At 71.3% G+C, this 15,926-nt stretch carries 13 protein-coding genes and 1 pseudogene; 5 read left to right on the top strand and 9 right to left on the bottom strand.

Annotation, left to right across the window (positions count from 1 at the left end; all coding sequences use genetic code 11):
- On the bottom strand, positions 1-472 hold a 472-nt coding region (locus CCN29_RS23645; protein ID WP_442538466.1), incomplete at its 3' end, for a helix-turn-helix transcriptional regulator.
- A 206-nt stretch (positions 473-678) separates the two neighbouring features.
- Between CCN29_RS23645 and CCN29_RS23640 the strand changes: the two genes are divergently transcribed.
- On the top strand, positions 679-1,164 hold the full coding sequence (locus CCN29_RS23640; protein ID WP_031023877.1) for a hypothetical protein: 486 nt from the start codon (positions 679-681) through the stop codon (positions 1,162-1,164).
- 124 nt (positions 1,165-1,288) lie between these two features.
- Positions 1,289-2,083: a hypothetical protein gene (locus CCN29_RS23635; RefSeq protein ID WP_006135870.1), complete on the top strand. Its 795-nt coding sequence runs from the start codon at positions 1,289-1,291 to the stop codon at positions 2,081-2,083.
- Positions 2,084-2,090: 7 nt separating this feature from the next.
- On the opposite strand, the gene CCN29_RS23630 is transcribed toward CCN29_RS23635, so the two are convergent.
- Together CCN29_RS23630 and CCN29_RS23625 are read right to left on the bottom strand one after the other, a co-directional pair.
- Positions 2,091-2,834, bottom strand: a complete 744-nt coding sequence (locus CCN29_RS23630; RefSeq protein ID WP_006135869.1) for a GNAT family protein — start codon at positions 2,832-2,834, stop codon at positions 2,091-2,093.
- Between the two features lie 107 nt (positions 2,835-2,941).
- The gene (locus tag CCN29_RS23625) at positions 2,942-3,721 is read right to left on the bottom strand and encodes an HNH endonuclease family protein (RefSeq protein ID WP_373297225.1); all 780 of its coding nucleotides are present in this window, start codon (positions 3,719-3,721) and stop codon (positions 2,942-2,944) included.
- 163 nt (positions 3,722-3,884) lie between these two features.
- On the opposite strand from CCN29_RS23625, the gene CCN29_RS23620 reads away from it, so the two are divergent.
- On the top strand, positions 3,885-4,073 hold the full coding sequence (locus tag CCN29_RS23620) for an antitoxin (protein WP_006135867.1): 189 nt from the start codon (positions 3,885-3,887) through the stop codon (positions 4,071-4,073).
- 80 nt (positions 4,074-4,153) lie between these two features.
- Here the strand turns inward: CCN29_RS23620 and mfd are convergent, their stop codons facing one another.
- Together mfd and CCN29_RS23610 are read right to left on the bottom strand one after the other, a co-directional pair.
- Positions 4,154-7,699: a transcription-repair coupling factor gene (gene mfd / locus CCN29_RS23615; protein WP_031023872.1), complete on the bottom strand. Its 3,546-nt coding sequence runs from the start codon at positions 7,697-7,699 to the stop codon at positions 4,154-4,156.
- A 70-nt stretch (positions 7,700-7,769) separates the two neighbouring features.
- A complete protein-coding gene (locus CCN29_RS23610) occupies positions 7,770-8,096 on the bottom strand; it encodes a helix-turn-helix transcriptional regulator (RefSeq protein ID WP_200865403.1) in 327 nt (108 codons plus the stop codon).
- A 376-nt stretch (positions 8,097-8,472) separates the two neighbouring features.
- Here CCN29_RS23610 and CCN29_RS23605 point away from each other — a divergent pair, with 376 nt between their 5' ends.
- The gene (locus CCN29_RS23605; protein WP_158716535.1) at positions 8,473-9,030 is read left to right on the top strand and encodes a phospholipase A2; all 558 of its coding nucleotides are present in this window, start codon (positions 8,473-8,475) and stop codon (positions 9,028-9,030) included.
- Between the two features lie 137 nt (positions 9,031-9,167).
- On the opposite strand, the gene CCN29_RS23600 is transcribed toward CCN29_RS23605, so the two are convergent.
- Positions 9,168-11,741 (bottom strand): ABC transporter permease, encoded by a 2,574-nt coding sequence (locus CCN29_RS23600; protein ID WP_086684331.1) that lies wholly within the window; start codon positions 11,739-11,741, stop codon positions 9,168-9,170.
- Positions 11,738-12,526 (bottom strand): ABC transporter ATP-binding protein, encoded by a 789-nt coding sequence (locus CCN29_RS23595; RefSeq protein WP_006135862.1) that lies wholly within the window; start codon positions 12,524-12,526, stop codon positions 11,738-11,740. The genes CCN29_RS23600 and CCN29_RS23595 overlap by 4 nt, the downstream gene beginning before the upstream one ends.
- 496 nt (positions 12,527-13,022) lie before the next feature.
- Between CCN29_RS23595 and CCN29_RS23590 the strand changes: the two are divergent.
- Positions 13,023-13,588 (top strand): annotated as a pseudogene (locus CCN29_RS23590) (sodium:solute symporter family transporter); the annotation flags it as partial.
- 51 nt (positions 13,589-13,639) lie between these two features.
- Here the strand turns inward: CCN29_RS23590 and CCN29_RS23585 are convergent.
- Together CCN29_RS23585 and CCN29_RS23580 are read right to left on the bottom strand one after the other, a co-directional pair.
- Positions 13,640-14,530: a coiled-coil domain-containing protein gene (locus tag CCN29_RS23585; RefSeq protein ID WP_189480049.1), complete on the bottom strand. Its 891-nt coding sequence runs from the start codon at positions 14,528-14,530 to the stop codon at positions 13,640-13,642.
- A 204-nt stretch (positions 14,531-14,734) separates the two neighbouring features.
- A partial coding sequence (locus tag CCN29_RS23580) for an SUKH-4 family immunity protein (RefSeq protein WP_442538465.1) occupies positions 14,735-15,926 on the bottom strand: 1,192 nt, incomplete at its 5' end.

Raw genomic sequence — 15,926 nt, 5'->3', positions numbered from 1 at the left:
GGGTGGCGGCGGGCGGGGTGTTCACAGGATGCTGACCGTTCACGCGTGAGCGGTCGGGGCGGCCCTGCCGGGCCGTCTCGGGCATGCGTGGTGTAAGCACCTCGTCCAGCGCCGCGGGGAGCAGCGCGGCGAGCCGCTCGTCGGCGCCGGAGCTGATGTCGAGCCAGACGGGCGGCCGGTCATGGATCAGCAGCAGGGCGCAGCCGGCGTGGACGAGCGCGGTGACCGGCCCGTCGGGGTGGCCGACGAGCTGCTGCCAGACGCGCTCCTTGAGCGGCACCTCGGCGAGCTTGCGGTGGCGTCGCAGCCACTCCTCGACCTCGGCAAGGGCGAACGCGGGGCTGGTCTCGGTGCCGCCGACCGGCCGGGGGAAGTCGGCGTGCCGGCGCCGCCAGTTGCTGACCGCGGCCCGGCCCACCCCCGCCAGCCGGGCGATCCCCGCGGCGGTCACTTCAGTCGCGTTGCCCTGCATCCCGGAACCCGCCCCGTTCTCCCGTAACTCCCTGTGTGGCGACGAGCATACCGACGACGGCATGGAACGGAGGTTCACGGGCGTGTACGCACCACTTTCATGAGCTTGTGTTGACTCGGTTCACAGTCTCTGTTCTGATTGACCCAGCAAACGAGCGGCCGCCGGAGAAACGGGGGCGGCCGCCGCCTGGGGAGGGACACACCGTCATGGGTATGAAGAGCAAGATCGTGCTGGGCGCCGTCGTGGGGCTCGTCGTCATCGGCGCCGTCTCGGCTAACGGCGGCGACGGCGGGACCGGCTCCGCCGACAAGGGCGCCTCCGCCTCCGCGGACAAGCAGCCCGGCGGCGCGAAGGACGCGGGGGCGGACACGGCGGACGCGGCGGACAAGGCCGGGCAGACGGAGCAGAAGGCCTCGCAGGCCGAGCAGTTCAAGGCGTTCGTGCAGGAGAACGGGACGGACCAGGAGAAGGAGGCCGTCTCCCACGTCACCAAGGTGCAGGGCGCCGACGACCAGAACGACATCCTGGACACCGCCGACGTCTACACCGACTTCACCGGCGGGATCATGGGCGAGGGCACCGGCCCCGCCAAGCTCATCGCCTCCGCCTTCGCCGACTGGAAGCAGAGCGCGAACGGCCTCGTCACCGTCTACGACGCCGACGGCGAACTCCTCGGCAACGGCCAGTTCTGACACTCGTCTCGCGGCGCGCAGCACACCCCTCGCGCCCGTCCCGGTCACCGCTGCCGTTCCGCGGTGACCGTCCACCGCCACGATCACCGTCCACCACCGCGATTCCCGAAGGAACACCACCGTCATGCGTCGCACCGCACTCGCCGCGCTCTGCCTCGTCGCCGTGACCGGGGCCGGGCTCACCGGCTGTCAGTCCGGCGGGGACACGGCGTCCGCCGGCTCCCGGCCGTCCTCGGAGCAGACGAGGAACGCGGACACCGCGAAGGACCCGAACGAGCCGTTCGCCGGGCTGTCCGGCGGCGAGATCACCGAACGCGCGGTGGCCGCCACCACCGGCGCCCCGTCCCTGCGCTTCACGGGCGAGATCCCCGACGAGGAGAGCGGGGGCACCCTCCACGTCGACATGGCCCTGGACAAGAAGGGCGACTGCGCCGGCACGCTCGGCATCGGGGACCAGGGCGAGGTCGAGCTGATCAAGACCGGCGACACCCTCTACGCCAAGTACGACGAGGCGTTCCTGCGCGCCCAGAGCGAGGGCGAGCCGCAGGCGGACGTCGACGCCGTGGTGGAGATGATGGCCGGCACGTGGACCAAGACGGCGGCCACCGGCGCGGACGCCGAGGACATCGCGGGGTTCTGCGACCTCGACGAGGTGCTCGGCGACGCGGGCGACGGCAGCTCGAACGCGGCCCGGGGCAAGGCCACCACGCTCGACGGCACCCCGGCGCTCACGCTCACCGAGCGGGACGGCGCGGACCGTTACACCTTCTACGTGGCCACCACGGGCGAGCCGTACCTGCTGCGGCTGGAGAGCACGTCGGCCGCGGACCCGGGGTCGATCGCCTTCACGGACTTCGGGAAGCCGGTCCCGGCCCAGAAGCCCGAGGGCGAGATCCTCGACCTCGACGCCCTGGCCTGACCGCCCGTCACAGCGGGTGCCGCATCCACACGTTCGGCTCGACGTACACGGCGTGGCCGCCCTCCACGTCGCAGTGGACCGGCACCAGCGCCCCGGGCACCTCGACCGGGCCGTCGGTGTCGAACGGCAGGCCCGTCCAGCGGCGCCACTGCTCCAGGGACGCCGACACGGTCATGGACGCCGGCGCCACCCGCTCGACGGTGGCGCCGGCGCGGGCGTGGACACGCATCCACGGGTCCTCGGGCAGCCCGTCGGGGCGCACCCGGCGGACGTACTCCTCGACCGGGGTGCGCGGCTGAAGGTGCTTGGCGCTGGGGCGCACGGGGGCGACGACCTCGCCGAAGCCGTGCGCCCGGGCGTTGTCCCGCATCGCGCTGAGCATCAGCGCGGACAGCCCGCGGCCCTGCGCGTGCGGGGCGACGGTGACCGCGACGGCGCTGACGGTGTCGGGCCGCACCCCGGCCCGCAGGTCGGCGAAGGCCCAGGTGAGCACCTGGTCCCAGCCGCGCGCGGGCAGGTCGCCGCGGCCGGGGGCGTGCAGCGCGAACGGCACGCTGTGCGCGGTGGCGACGACCTCGCCGTCCTCGTCCTCGGCGAAGAGGACGTGGGCGGGCAGTTCGGCGGCGATGCGGGGGAAACAGGCGGCGCCCACGAGGTCCTCGGTCACGAACACCGGCCAGCTGTCCGCCATGTCGCGCACCGCCGGCCACCGGTCGGGCCGCTCGGCGAGACTCATGATCGTGAACGTCATGGACGCCACGGTAGGCACGCGCCCGACACCGTGACCACCGGTTTTCCCCGCTTGACCACGGGTTTCCCGACCGCCGGGGCCCCCGCGCGGTCACACCCGCCAGGACCTCAGGCCCCGCACTGCTCCCGCATGGTGTCCTTGTCCGCCGCCGTCACGGGCATCTCGTACTTCACGGCGACCTGCGCGAAGCGGACGGCGTAGGCGCAGCGGACGGCCTTGCTGGGCGGGAGCCAGGACGCCGGGCCGGAGTCGCTCTTGGCGGAGTTGGCGCCGCCGTCGACGGGGAGCAGGTTGAGCGGGTCGTTGGCCAGCTGCCGGCGCTTGGTCTCGGACCAGCGGGCGGCGCCCATCTGCCAGCTGTAGGAGAGCGGCACCACGTGGTCGATCTGCACCTCGGCGGCTTCCTGCTTGCGCCACTCGATCGTGGTGCCGGTGTAGGGGTCGGCCAGGGTCAGGGAGACGAGGACGCAGTCGGAGCCGGAGCGGAAGCGCAGCTTCTGGCCGTCGCGGCGGAGGACGTCGTTACGGGTGTCGCAGCCGTTCCGGGCGAAGGGCACGCCGTCGGCGGTGTCCATCCACGCGTAGCCGTACTCGTCGCGGTCGTAGCCGGTCTTGGGGCCGCGGCCCTTGGTGGCGACCTTGTCGATCAGGGCGGCGGCCTCGGCGCGGTCCCGCGCGTCACGGACGGGCGCGAGACCGGGGCGGGTGCCGTCGGGGTTGTCCAGCGGGCTCACCGCGTGCCCGTCGGGGGCCGCCGCGCCGCTGCCTCCGGAGGCGGGGACGTCCGCGTCGGGTATCGACTCGCATCCCGCGAGGAGGACCACCGCGACGGCCGCCGCCCCTCCCGTGCGCCGCGCTTTGCTGCCCCACCCCAGGTCTCGCGTCACCGCGCCCCTCCCTTGTTCTGCTGTAACCCTGCCCCGGCAGGGGCGGTCCGATCCGGAAGCTCACCGTAACGAGCGAGTGGTCCAGACCTGTCACCGCCCATTTGGGCATTCTGTCCGATCCACGCGTATGGTCGGATTTGAGCCACTGCGGAAGGAGTTCTGGATGGGCATCCTCGACAAGTTCAAGAGCAACAAGGCGGCGCGCGAGAAGGCGCACAAGGCCTCCGACGCCGCGGAGAAGAAGCTGAACGAGAGGACCGGCGGCAAGTACGAGCAGCACATCGACACCGGCCAGCAGCAGGCGGAGCGCCGGCTCGGCATGGAGCGCGACCGGCCCGACCAGCAGCCGTAGGCCTCACACACAGCTCAGGGCCGCCCGCGATGCGCCTCGCGCACCGCGGACGGCCCTCGCCATGACCGGGGCAGGCCGGGTCAGGACCCCAGCACCGAGGTGAGGAACTCCCCGACCCACCCGAGCAGCTCCCGCCCGACCAGCGGCTTGCCGCCGACCTTCGCGGTCTTCGGGCGCGGCACCAGCACCTGGCGGGACGTCGCCTTGATCACCGAGCCGGGGTACAGCCGCTTGAGCCGCAGCTCCTGCGACTCGCGCAGCTCCACCGGCGCGAACCGGATGTTGTTGCCCTGCAGGACGATCTCGCCGACCGCGCACGCCCGCGCGAGCATCCTCAGGCCCGCCACCAGCAGCAGGTTCTCCACCGGCTCCGGCAGCTTGCCGTAGCGGTCGACGAGTTCCTCGCGGACGGCCTTGATGTCGTCCTCGCTGTTGGCGGAGGCGATGGCCCGGTACGCCTGGAGGCGCAGCCGCTCGCCGGGCGCGTAGTCGTGCGGGACGTGCGCGTCGACCGGCAGCTCGATCTTCACCTCCAGCGGCGCCTCCTCCACACCTCCCGCCGCAGGCTCCCCCGTCTCCAGCTGGCGGCGGTAGTCCGCGACGGCCTCGCCCACCATCCGTACGTACAGGTCGAAGCCGACGCCCGCGATGTGCCCGGACTGCTCGCCGCCGAGCAGGTTGCCCGCGCCGCGGATCTCCAGGTCCTTCATCGCCACGTACATGCCCGCGCCCATCTCGGTGTGCTGGGCGATGGTCGCGAGCCGCTCGTGCGCGGTCTCCGTCAGCGGCTTCTCCGGCGGGTACAGGAAGTAGGCGTACCCGCGCTCCCGGCCGCGGCCGACCCGGCCGCGCAGCTGGTGCAGCTGGGAGAGGCCGAAGTTGTCGCCGCGCTCCACGATGAGCGTGTTGGCGTTGGAGATGTCGATGCCGGACTCGACGATCGTCGTCGACACCAGCACGTCGAACTTCTTCTCCCAGAAGTCGACGACGACCTGCTCCAGCGCCTGCTCCGACATCTGGCCGTGGGCGGTGGCGATGCGCGCCTCGGGCACGATCTCGCGGAGCCGGGCCGCCGCGCGGTCGATGGACTCGACGCGGTTGTGGATGTAGAAGACCTGGCCCTCGCGCAGCAGCTCACGGCGGATCGCGGCGCCGATCTGCCGCTGGTCGTAGGGGCCGACGAAGGTGAGCACCGGGTGGCGCTCCTCCGGCGGGGTGGTGATCGTCGACATCTCGCGGATGCCGGTGACCGCCATCTCCAGGGTGCGCGGGATCGGTGTGGCGGACATGGTCAGCACGTCGACGTTGGCGCGCAGCTTTTTCAGCTGCTCCTTGTGCTCGACGCCGAACCGCTGCTCCTCGTCGACGATGACCAGGCCCAGGTCCTTGAACTTGGTCTCCGAGGAGAACAGCCGGTGCGTGCCGATGACGACGTCCACCGAGCCGTCCCGCAGGCCCTCCAGCGTCGCCTTGGCCTCCGTGTCGGTCTGGAAGCGGGACAGTGCCTTCACCACCACCGGGAACTGCGCGTACCGCTCGCTGAACGTCCCGAAGTGCTGCTGCACCAGCAGCGTGGTGGGGACGAGCACGGCGACCTGCTTGCCGTCCTGGACGGCCTTGAACGCGGCCCGCACCGCGATCTCGGTCTTGCCGTAGCCGACGTCGCCGCAGATCAGACGGTCCATGGGGACCGACTTCTCCATGTCCTCCTTGACTTCGGCGATGGTGGTGAGCTGGTCGGGCGTCTCCGCGTACGGGAAGGCGTCCTCGAGCTCACGCTGCCAGGGCGTGTCGGGTCCGAAGGTGTGCCCGGGCGCCGCCATCCGCGCGCTGTACAGCTTGATCAGGTCGGCGGCGATCTCCTTGACGGCCTTCTTGGCGCGCGCCTTGGTCTTGGTCCAGTCGGCGCCGCCGAGCCGGTGCAGGGTGGGGGCCTCGCCGCCGACGTACTTGGTGATCTGCTCCAGCTGGTCGGTGGGAATGTAGAGGCGGTCGCCGGGCTGGCCGCGCTTGGCGGGGGCGTACTCCACGACCAGGTACTCGCGGGTGGCGCCTTGCACGGTGCGCTGCACCATCTCGATGTACCGGCCGACGCCGTGCTGCTCGTGGACGATGTGGTCGCCCGCCTCCAGCGTGAGCGGGTCGATGGTCTTGCGGCGCCTCGCCGGCATCCGGGCGCCCTCGCGGCCGGACGCCTTCTGCCCGGTGAGGTCGGTCTCGGTGAGCACGGCCAGCTTGAGCGCCGGGTCGACGAAGCCGTGGTCGATGCAGCCGCAGGAGACGTGCACCACGGACGGGGTCAGCTCGCCCAGGTCGTTGTCCAGGCGGGCGGCGATGCCCTCGCCGCCGAGCACCTCCACGGTGCGGGCCGCCGGGCCGTGTCCCTCGGTGACGTAGACCGTGCGCCAGCCGTCGGCGAGCCAGCCCTTGGTGTCGGCGAGCGCCCGCGCGGTGTCGCCCCGGTAGGTCTCGGGGGCGTGCATGCCGAGCTTCAGGGTGTCCGAGTCCAGCTCCTCGTCGGCGGCGAACGGCGACACCGACCACCACATCATGTCCAGCTCACGCGCCCGGTCACGGACGTCCGCGATGGACCACAGGGAGGCCGCGCCGACGTCGATGGGCGCCTCGCCGCCGCCGGCCGTGGCGGCCCAGGACGCCTGGAGGAACTCCTGGCTCGTCGCCACGAGGTCCGACGCGCGCGTACGCACCCGCTCCGGGTCGCAGACGACGGTCATGGCGCCCTTGGGCAGCACGTCGAGCAGCAGCTCCATGTCGTCGACGAGGACCGGCGCGAGGGACTCCATGCCCTCCACGGCGATGCCCTCGGCGATCTTCCCGAGCAGCTCGCCCAGCTCCGGATGCTGCTCCGCGAGCACCCGCGCCCGCTCACGCACGTCGTCCGTGAGCAGCAGCTCACGGCAGGGCGGCGCCCACAGCCCGTGCTCGGCGACCTCCAGGGACCGCTGGTCGGCGACCTTGAAGTAGCGGATCTCCTCGACGTCGTCACCCCAAAACTCGACGCGGAGGGGGTGCTCCTCGGTGGGCGGGAAGACGTCCAGGATGCCGCCGCGTACGGCGAACTCGCCGCGCTTCTCGACCAGCTCCACGCGCGCGTACGCGGCGGCGGCGAGGGCCTCGACGATCTCGTTGAGGTCCGCGCTCTGACCGGTCCGCAGGGCGACCGGCTCCAGGTCGCCCAACCCCTTGACCTGCGGCTGGAGCACGGAGCGCACGGGCGCGACGACGACGGAGACCGGGCCGGTCCCGGGGTCGTCGGGGCGGGGGTGGGCCAGGCGCCGCAGCACGGCGAGGCGGCGGCCCACGGTGTCGCTGCGGGGGCTGAGCCGCTCGTGCGGCAGCGTCTCCCACGACGGGTACTCCACGATCCCCTCGGGCGGGAGGAGGGAGCGCAGGGCGGCCGCCAGGTCCTCCGCCTCGCGTCCCGTCGCCGTCACGGCGAGCACGGGGCGGCCGGCGTCACGGGCCAGGGCGGCGACGGTGAAGGGGCGGGCCGCGGGCGGGCCGACGAGGTCGACGTGCATGCGGTTGCCGTCGGCGGCGGCGGTGATCGCTTCCGCGAGGGCGGTGTCCTTGACGACGGCGTCGAGCAGACCGTGCAGGCTCATGCGGGGCGGAATCCCTCCGGGGGTGTGCAACACGTCGGCCCGACACGTCTTACGGGCCGGGGTTGCCAGCCTACGACGCCCGCGCCGCGACCGCTCCGCCGTTCCGCTGCCCCGGGAGCAGACCGTTCCGGATCCGCGTCTCGCTCCCCTGCCTCAGGCCGTCGTCCGGGTCCGCGAACGTGACCGTGACACCGCGGCCCGGCTCGACCGTCACCAGCAGGGTCGCTTCGAACGCTCTGGAGATGCGTTCCAACAGGGGAAAGGTGGGCATGCACTTTCCGCGCTCCAGCCGGGAGATCGCAGCTTGGGTCATGCCGGAAAACTCGGCGAGCCGCGCCTGTGTCATCCCCGTTTTGCCGCGTCGTTCTCGCACGGCTCTCCCCAGAATTCTCTCCATGCTTTCGACCGGCAATCCGGCATTACTCCCTTTTCGCCCGGCCCGTCCTTGCAGGGTCCCCCGTTGAAGGTGCTGCACTCCGACTCCTGGATCGCTCATCACGCATCGACGATTCGCGAAACACTGCGGACACGAACACTAGCCGACGATTTCCCTCGATTTGGTTGATCTGAGCAGAATTTGAGCTTCACTCCATAGCATCCCCGGCATATAGCAGGACTGACATCACTTGTCTCGCTCTCGGATCACCGCAGCTCACGTGCCGGAATTCTGCATTCCGACTTCCCTGGCGGCGCAGGGCGGCGGATTGCCGATTGCTTGCCCAGCATGCCCATGCCATCGTTACCCCACCTTCCAGGGAGAAAGGAAAGCAACCTTGACCAAGTTGCGCTCCACACTGTCCGCCGTTGCCCTTTCGGGCGCGCTTCTCGTCACCAGTGCAGCACCGGCCATCGCTGATTCCGCACCCACCGGAGCCACCTCCGAGGCGGCGGCCGCCGCGAAGGTGACTAAGAAGCAGAAACTCGCCAAACTGAAGACGCTCACCTTGAACTCGAACAACTCCACCCTGAAGTGGTTCGAGGCTCTCGGCCAGCACCGCCAGAAGAAGCAGGCGATCAGGAAGTACAAGTTCAACTGGAAGACCGACTACTGCTCCATGGCTCCGGATAAAGTCGCCGGCGGATACTCGTTCGCGGATGCCTGCTACCGCCACGACTTCGGCTACCGCAACTACAAGTCCGTGGTCGGTAAGTACTACTTCAAGAAGAACCACAAGGGCCGCATCGACAAGGCCTTCCTCAGGGACATGAACACGGCCTGCACCTACAAGCCCTGGGCCGACCCCTACACGCCGGCCCAGCGTAAGAAGTTGAAGGCTGCCTGCAAGAAGACCGCTAAGAAGTACTACCAGGCGGTCGTCGCCCTTGGCTGATCGCCCGGTCTGATCGCGCTCGGCTGATCGGCGCGGGCGCAGCGGAAAAGCGGACGGTCGGGGTGAGATCACGTACCACCCCGACCGTCGTTTCTCCGGGGGCAGATACCGGTCACCCAGTGCTGCCCCCTCCCCCGTCAATCGGTGGCGATGGCGTTGAGTACATTCATCCGGCCCGCCCGGAAAGCCGGCACCAGCGCGGCGATCAGGCCCACGAGCGCGGATCCGAGGAACACCCACACAAGGGTCGGCCATGGAATGTCGAGAACCTTCATGCCCTCGAGGGCCAGGAGGCGGTGCGCGGTCGCGCCCCAGCCCAGCCCCAGGCCGAGGCCCAGCAGCGCTCCGAAGACGGCGATCACGACCGACTCGAGCCGGATCATGCGGCGCAGCTGCCGGCGCGAGAGACCGATGGCGCGCATGAGCCCGATTTCCCTGGTGCGCTCCACGACCGACAGCGCCAGGGTGTTCACCACGCCGAGGACCGCCACCACGATCGCCAGTGCCAAAAGACCGTAGACCATGTTGAGCAGCTGCCCGATCTGGTCGCGCAGATTTTCCTTGTAGTCGGTCTGGTCCATCACCCTGACCGTGGGGTCGGAGGCCACAGCAGCCTTGAGCGAGGCGTAGGCGGCCTTCTCCTGCCCGTCCTTCGCGGTGGCGAGCACCGACGACTCGAGCGGCATCCGGTCCGCCGGCAGATAGCGCTCGACCGTCTCGATGCCGGTGTACATCGCGCCCTGGTCGAGCGCCGTATCGTCCGAAGTGACCGCGGCCACGCGCAACCGGGCCGTGCGGCCCCCGTCGAAGGCGACGGTCAGTGTGTCGCCGACCTCGACGCCCGTTTTCTCGGCGAACTCCTCCCCGACGGACATCGCATCGTCGCCGTAGGCGTCCGCGAGGGTACCGGACAGCGTTTCGCGGCGCAGGTCCTGTATGTAGGTGGGGTCCGTGGCCAGCAGCTGACCCTCCTGCTTCGTACCGTCGGGTGCCGTCACGTCGGCGGGCACCTCACGCACACGACTGACATGGACCAGGTCCGAGGCGTCGTCCTGCACCGCTTTCACCGTCGCCGGCTTGAGGGGCGCACCCGCGTTGCCGGTGACGATGAAGTCGGCGCCGACCGACTTGTCGAGCTCATCCGTCGCGGACGTCACCATGGAGGAGCCGACCACGGAGAGGCACGCCACCAGGGCCAGGCCAATCATCAGCGCGGCGCCCGTCGCGCCGGTGCGGCGCGGGTTGCGCAGGGCGTTGCGCTCGGCCATGCGGCCCACGGGGCCGAACGCCCGCAGCAGGATCGCGCCGAGGACCCGGACCATGCCGCTCGCCAGCACCGGGCCGATGACGACGAAGCCGATCAGGGACAGCACCACGCCCAAGCCCAGCCATAGGGAGCCGTCGGTGGCCTTGTCGGCGGTTCCGGCCAGATAGAGGGTGAAGCCGCCTGCGCCGGTGAGGACCAGACCGACCGCGGCCCGGATCCATCCGCCCTTGGCGTCCACCGGGGTGCCGGCGTCGCGCAGCGCGGCCATCGGGGAAACCTTCCCAGCGCGCCGGGCGGGCAAGTAGGCGGCGAGGACGGTGACGACGACACCGAGGAGCAGGCCGAGCACCGGGGTCGTCCAGGCGACCGTGAGGTCGCCGGTGGACAGTTCCATGCCCGTCAGGCCCATGAGCTTCATCAGGCCGACCGCGAGTCCGACGCCCGCGCCGACGCCGAGGACGGAGCCGATCACGCCGAGCAGCAGCGCCTCGACCAGCACGGAGCGGTTGACCTGCTTGCGGGACGAGCCGATCGCCCGCATCAGGCCGGTCTCCCGGGTGCGCTGGGCGACCAGCATGGAGAAGGTGTTGATGATCAGGAAGATGCCGACGAGGAAGGCGATCCCGGCGAAGCCGAGCATGGCGTACTTCATGACGTTCATGAACTCGCCGACGCCCTCACGGTTCTCGTCCGTGGTCTCCTGCTGCGTCTGGATCTTGTACCCCCCGCTCAGGGAGCGGGCGACGTTCTCCTTGACGCGTTCGTCGGAATAGCCGTTCTCGGCGGCTACCGTGATGTGTGTGAACCTGTCGGACTGTCCGAGGAGTTCACGCTGTGCGGTGCTGGTGTCGAAGTAGACGGTGGCAGCGCCGGGGTTGGTCACCTTGAAGGTGGTGATGCCGACGATGCGGGCCTTGAAGTCGCCGGTGACGGCGACGGTGCGCAGCTCGTCACCGAGCTTGAGGCCATGCTTCTCCGCGGTGTCGGCGTCGACCATCATCTCGGCCGGCCCGCGCGGGGCGCGCCCGGATGAGATGTCCATCGACCGCAGGTCGTTGCGTGTCCAGTTGCCGGCGATCGTCGGGGCCCCCGTGGTGGACCCCATGTTCTTGTTCTTGTCGTCGACAACGGTCACGCTCATCGAACTGACTGCGCCTTCGACGGACTTGACGCCGTCGGCTTCGCGCACCAGCTCCATCACCGAGGCGGGCAGGGACTCGGGAACACCGTTACGAGGCATCTCGTCGGTCTTGGCAGACTTCGGCGACACCGTGACGTCCGAGGAGGTCGCCGCGAACAGCTTGTCGAACGTGGTGCCCATGGTGTCCGTGAACACCAGCGTCCCGCAGACGAACGCCACCGACAGCAGCACCGCCACCGCCGACAGCGCCATGCGTCCCTTGTGCGCGAGGAAGTTGCGCATCGAGGTCTTGAGCACGGTCATGACGTGCGCCCCCGGGCGTCGAAGTCCTTCATGCGGTCCAGGACCTGCTCGGCGGTCGGCTGGTGCATCTCGTCGACGATGCGGCCGTCGGCCAGGTACAGCACCCGGTCCGCGTAGGAGGCGGCGACGGGGTCGTGGGTGACCATCACGATGGTCTGGCCCAGCTCGTCGACCGAGCGGCGCAGGAAGCCGAGCACCTCGGCGCCGGCGCGGGAGTCGAGGTTGCCGGTCGGCTCGTCACCGAAAATGATCTCCGGCCGGGCGGCCAGCGCCCGTGCCACGGCGACCCGCTGCTGCTGGCCGCCGGAGAGCTGCGTCGGCCGGTGCTTGAGCCGCTCCGCGAGCCCGACGGTCTCCACCACCCGGTCGAGCCATGCCTTGTCGGGCTTGCGACCGGCGATGTCCATGGGCAGCGTGATGTTCTCGAGCGCGTTGAGCGTCGGCAGCAGGTTGAACGCCTGGAAGATGAAGCCGATCCGGTCGCGGCGCAGCCGGGTGAGCTTCTTGTCCTTCAGGCCGGTGATCTCGGTGTCGTCCAGGTAGATCTGACCGCTCGTCACGGTGTCGAGCCCGGCGAGGCAGTGCATCAGCGTGGACTTACCGGACCCCGAGGGGCCCATGATCGCGGTGAACTGTCCGCGGGCGATGTCCACGTCGACGTGGTCGAGGGCGACGACACGGGTCTCCCCCGACCCGTACGCCTTCACGACCTGCCGCGCCCGCGCGGCAACGGCCGTAGTCCTTCCAGTACCCCCGTGCCTGGGAATGGTCACAGCCGATGTCACGGTAAGTCTCCTATGTCGGTGGTCAAGACAAAGCGGTGCTGCCGGCGGCCGCCCTGGTCTGCGGCGGCCGCCCGGCGCGTGGTGTGCGGGACGTGCTTCAGTCTGGCGGGGGGAGGGGGTCCGGCGCGCTGATGCTCAGCGCAGTCTTCTGCTGTGGAAAACCCCACCCCCGGTGCTGTGCTCCGCCACCCCCCAGCGGCGTAAAGCCAGGTTAAGGACGGGGCCGGCCCCGCCTCGTCCTCCGCCGGGACGAACCCTCCCCGAGCCGCAGTACGGAGGTGCCCCTAAGGGCTCTCCGCCCTGGGGCGGAGGCCGCCTCGGGGTCGCTCGTCCTTCCGTCGCCCCACGTCTCCTCCCGTCCGCGCCTCAGGACCCGCCCCGTCCGGCTCCGCCCAGCGTCCATCCTGCCGCCGCGTCAGAGTCAAGCCGGCCGCCCTCCGGCGGACCACGCGATGTCCCGCGGACACCGCCACAAGTCGGAGTTGATCCGGGTAACACCCCAGACTTCCTGACCGTCCTCGCCTCGGTCGCCGGCATGATCCTCGCCTGCGCCAACTCCCTCGCGCACGACGTGTTCGCCGCCCGGGCCCGGGAGATGACACCGCGCCGCGAGATGCTGCTGGCCCGCCTGTCCGCCGCGGTCGTCGGCGTCCCCGCGATCCTGCTCGCCACGCTGGTGCAGCACCGCAGCCTGCACCCGCTGATCACACTGTCCTTCTGCCTGGGCGCCTCGGCCATCGCCCCGGCCCTCGTCCACAGCCTCTTCTGGCGCCGCTCCACCCGCACCGGCCTGCTCGCCGCCCTCATCGGCGGCACCGTCTCCGTGCTGCTGCTCATGCCGGGCACCACCCTGGTCTCCGGCTCGCCCGTCGCCGCCTTCCCCGACGCCGACTTCACCTGGTTCCCCTTCACCACCACCGGCCTGCTGTCCATCCCCTCGGCTTCGCCTGCGGCTGGCTCGGCACCGTCGCCTCCGGCCGCACCCGGGCGGAGGAACAGCGCCGCCAGTACGAGGCGGTGGAGGGCTGGATCCTCGCCGGCGCGACCCGCAGAAGGCCCTGACCGGCGCAGGGCCCTCGTGAGCGCGAGCGCCCGGCCGGCCGTGCGGGTGGGTCACTCCACCGCGCGGCCGGTCAGCGCGCTCAGGCTCGCGCAGACATGGTCCATCTGCGTCTGCACGTCCTCCCGCCGGTCGGCGTGCTCCCGCAGCACCCGCCCCGTCTCCCGCTCGATGCCCTCCACGCGCGCGTGCGCCTCCGCCAGCACCTCGGCCGCGCGTTCCCGCGCCTCGTCCGCGCACCGCCGGGCCGCCTCCTCCGCGTCGGCGAACGCCTGCCGCGCCTCGGCCAGCAGCTTCTCGGCCCGCTCCTCCGCCTCCGCCTGCCGGGCGTCCAGCTCCGCCGCCCGCTCCGCCTCCTCCCGGGCGGCCTCGTCCAGCCGCTCCGCCTGCGCCCCGGCCTCCTCGGCGAGCAGCTCCGAGGTGCGCTCCCGCACCCGCCGCATCTCCGCCAGCGCCTCCGTGCGCCGCTCCTTCACGTCCAGCCGCGTCTCGATACGGATCTCGTCCGCCCTCTCACGCGCCGCCGCCAGCCGCTCGCGCGCGTACTCGTCGGCCACGGCGCGCAGCGCGGCCCCGTACGCCCGCGCCGCCTCCTCCACCTCGGCGGCGTCGTCCCGCGCCAGGTCCACCAGGTCCTGCGCGTGCTGCCGCGCCGACTCCCGTACGGCCGTGGCCTCCTCCAGCGCCAGCAGGAACAGCCGCCGGGGCCCGTCACCGAGCGACTCGTACGTCTGCTCGGGCAGCCCCGCCGCCCGCACCCGCAGCCCCTCCAGCTCCTCCTCCATCTCCCGCGCCAGCACCGTGAGCCGCGCCGCGCGCTCCCAGGCGGCGTCCCGGTCGTCCGACAGCGCCTCGACGTACGCGATCACCTGCAACGGGCGGTACCCGCGCCCCCGGCGGACGATCTCGAACCCCCGTGACGACACCGATGCGCTGCTGCTCATCCTGGAACCCCTTCCACCGACGGACACGAAGCCCAGCACGACGACCGAGCACAAAAGGGATGAATCGCGCACATCTTGATCGATGACAAGGAAGTGTTCATAACGCGACACTCCGCTCGGCGGGGCGGACAGACGAAAGCCGGGCCCGGTCGTCACATCGACGACCGGGCCCGGCCCACGGGTCACACCTTCAGCCGCGGCGGCTCACAACAGCCCGTCCCACATCTGCTCCAGCAGCACCGACCACCAGGTCTCCGGCGACCCCAGCGCCGCCGGGTCCAGCGCGGCCAGCTGCGCCTGGAAGTCGACCGTCCAGCGGCCCGCCTGCTCCTGGTTCAGCCCGAACCGCAGCCGCCACATCCGGCCCAGCAGCGCCAGGCAGCGCGCGAACTCCGGCAGCCCGGTGTTCACGAACTGCGGCGGCACCGCCGCACCGCCCGGACCGGCCTCCACCGGCACGGCCACGATGTTCGCCGTGCCGTACTGAACGCAGACCGCCTTGCCGAAGTCACTGCCCATCACCAGGTACGAGCCCGCGTCGGGCGCCGGCTGCACACCCCGCTCCGCGGCCAGCTCCGCCAGCGTCGGCACCGGGCGGCCCGGCTGCGCCTGCGCCCAGAAGAACGGCCCCATGTCCATCGGCAGACCCGCCGTCACCAGCGTGTGCGCCACGACCGGCGGCACACCCTGACGGGACACCGCCGCCTGCTCGAACCGGAACACGCCCGGCCCGAACGCGGCCGCCAGCTCCTGCCCGATCGCCTCCGGCGGAAGCGGCGGGGCCGGCTGCACCGGCGGGACCGGCGCCCGCACCGGCGCCGGACGGGCAGGCCCGTCCGCCACCTGGTGCAGCTCACCCTGGTGGGCGAGCAGCTGCCGCATGCCCTGCTGCCGGCTCGCGTGGTCCGTGCCGTAGGGCGCGATCGACGTGATGCGTGCCTGCGGCCACTGCTCGCGGATCATCCGCGCGCAGTACGCGCCCGGCAGCTCGCACGACTCCAGCTCCGTGTGCAGCTCCAGCACCTGGTTGGGCGGCACGTTCATCGCCCGCAGCTCGTGGAAGATCTGCCACTCCGGGTGCGGGGTGCCCGGCGCGGAACGCCGGATCAGCTGCTGCTCGGAACCGTCCTGGGCGCGGTAGCGCAGCACGGCCTGGTAGCCCGGACCGACGGTCGGCTGCCCCGGCGGCTGCTGCGGATAGCCGTACGCCGGCGGCTGCCCCGGCACGGGGACACCCGGCGGGGGCGTGCCGGGCGGCATCGCTCCGGGCGGCATCGCTCCGGGAGGAGCGCCGGGGACGCCGGGCGCGCCGGGCGGTGCCGGCGGCGGGGGCGCGCCGGGGCCGCCGACCGGGGGTGCGGCCAGCACGGTCTCGGCGTGGTGCACCGGCGGGGCG

Source organism: Streptomyces pseudogriseolus (assembly GCA_002154585.1).
GTDB classification, from domain to species: domain Bacteria; phylum Actinomycetota; class Actinomycetes; order Streptomycetales; family Streptomycetaceae; genus Streptomyces; species Streptomyces pseudogriseolus.
The sequence above is the reverse complement of the archived record's forward strand: the minus strand, read 5'-3'. Positions and strand labels throughout refer to the sequence as shown.

What these genes read in the sequence shown, in the direction of transcription:
- CCN29_RS23640 (WP_031023877.1), top strand. Translation starts at nt 679, where the DNA reads ATGGGTATGAAGAGCAAGATCGTGCTGGGCGCCGTCGTGGGGCTCGTC.
- CCN29_RS23635 (WP_006135870.1), top strand. Translation starts at nt 1,289, where the DNA reads ATGCGTCGCACCGCACTCGCCGCGCTCTGCCTCGTCGCCGTGACCGGG.
- CCN29_RS23630 (WP_006135869.1), bottom strand. Translation starts at nt 2,834, where the DNA reads ATGACGTTCACGATCATGAGTCTCGCCGAGCGGCCCGACCGGTGGCCG.
- CCN29_RS23620 (WP_006135867.1), top strand. Translation starts at nt 3,885, where the DNA reads ATGGGCATCCTCGACAAGTTCAAGAGCAACAAGGCGGCGCGCGAGAAG.
- mfd (WP_031023872.1), bottom strand. Translation starts at nt 7,699, where the DNA reads ATGAGCCTGCACGGTCTGCTCGACGCCGTCGTCAAGGACACCGCCCTC.
- CCN29_RS23610 (WP_200865403.1), bottom strand. Translation starts at nt 8,096, where the DNA reads ATGGAGAGAATTCTGGGGAGAGCCGTGCGAGAACGACGCGGCAAAACG.
- CCN29_RS23600 (WP_086684331.1), bottom strand. Translation starts at nt 11,741, where the DNA reads ATGACCGTGCTCAAGACCTCGATGCGCAACTTCCTCGCGCACAAGGGA.
- CCN29_RS23585 (WP_189480049.1), bottom strand. Translation starts at nt 14,530, where the DNA reads ATGAGCAGCAGCGCATCGGTGTCGTCACGGGGGTTCGAGATCGTCCGC.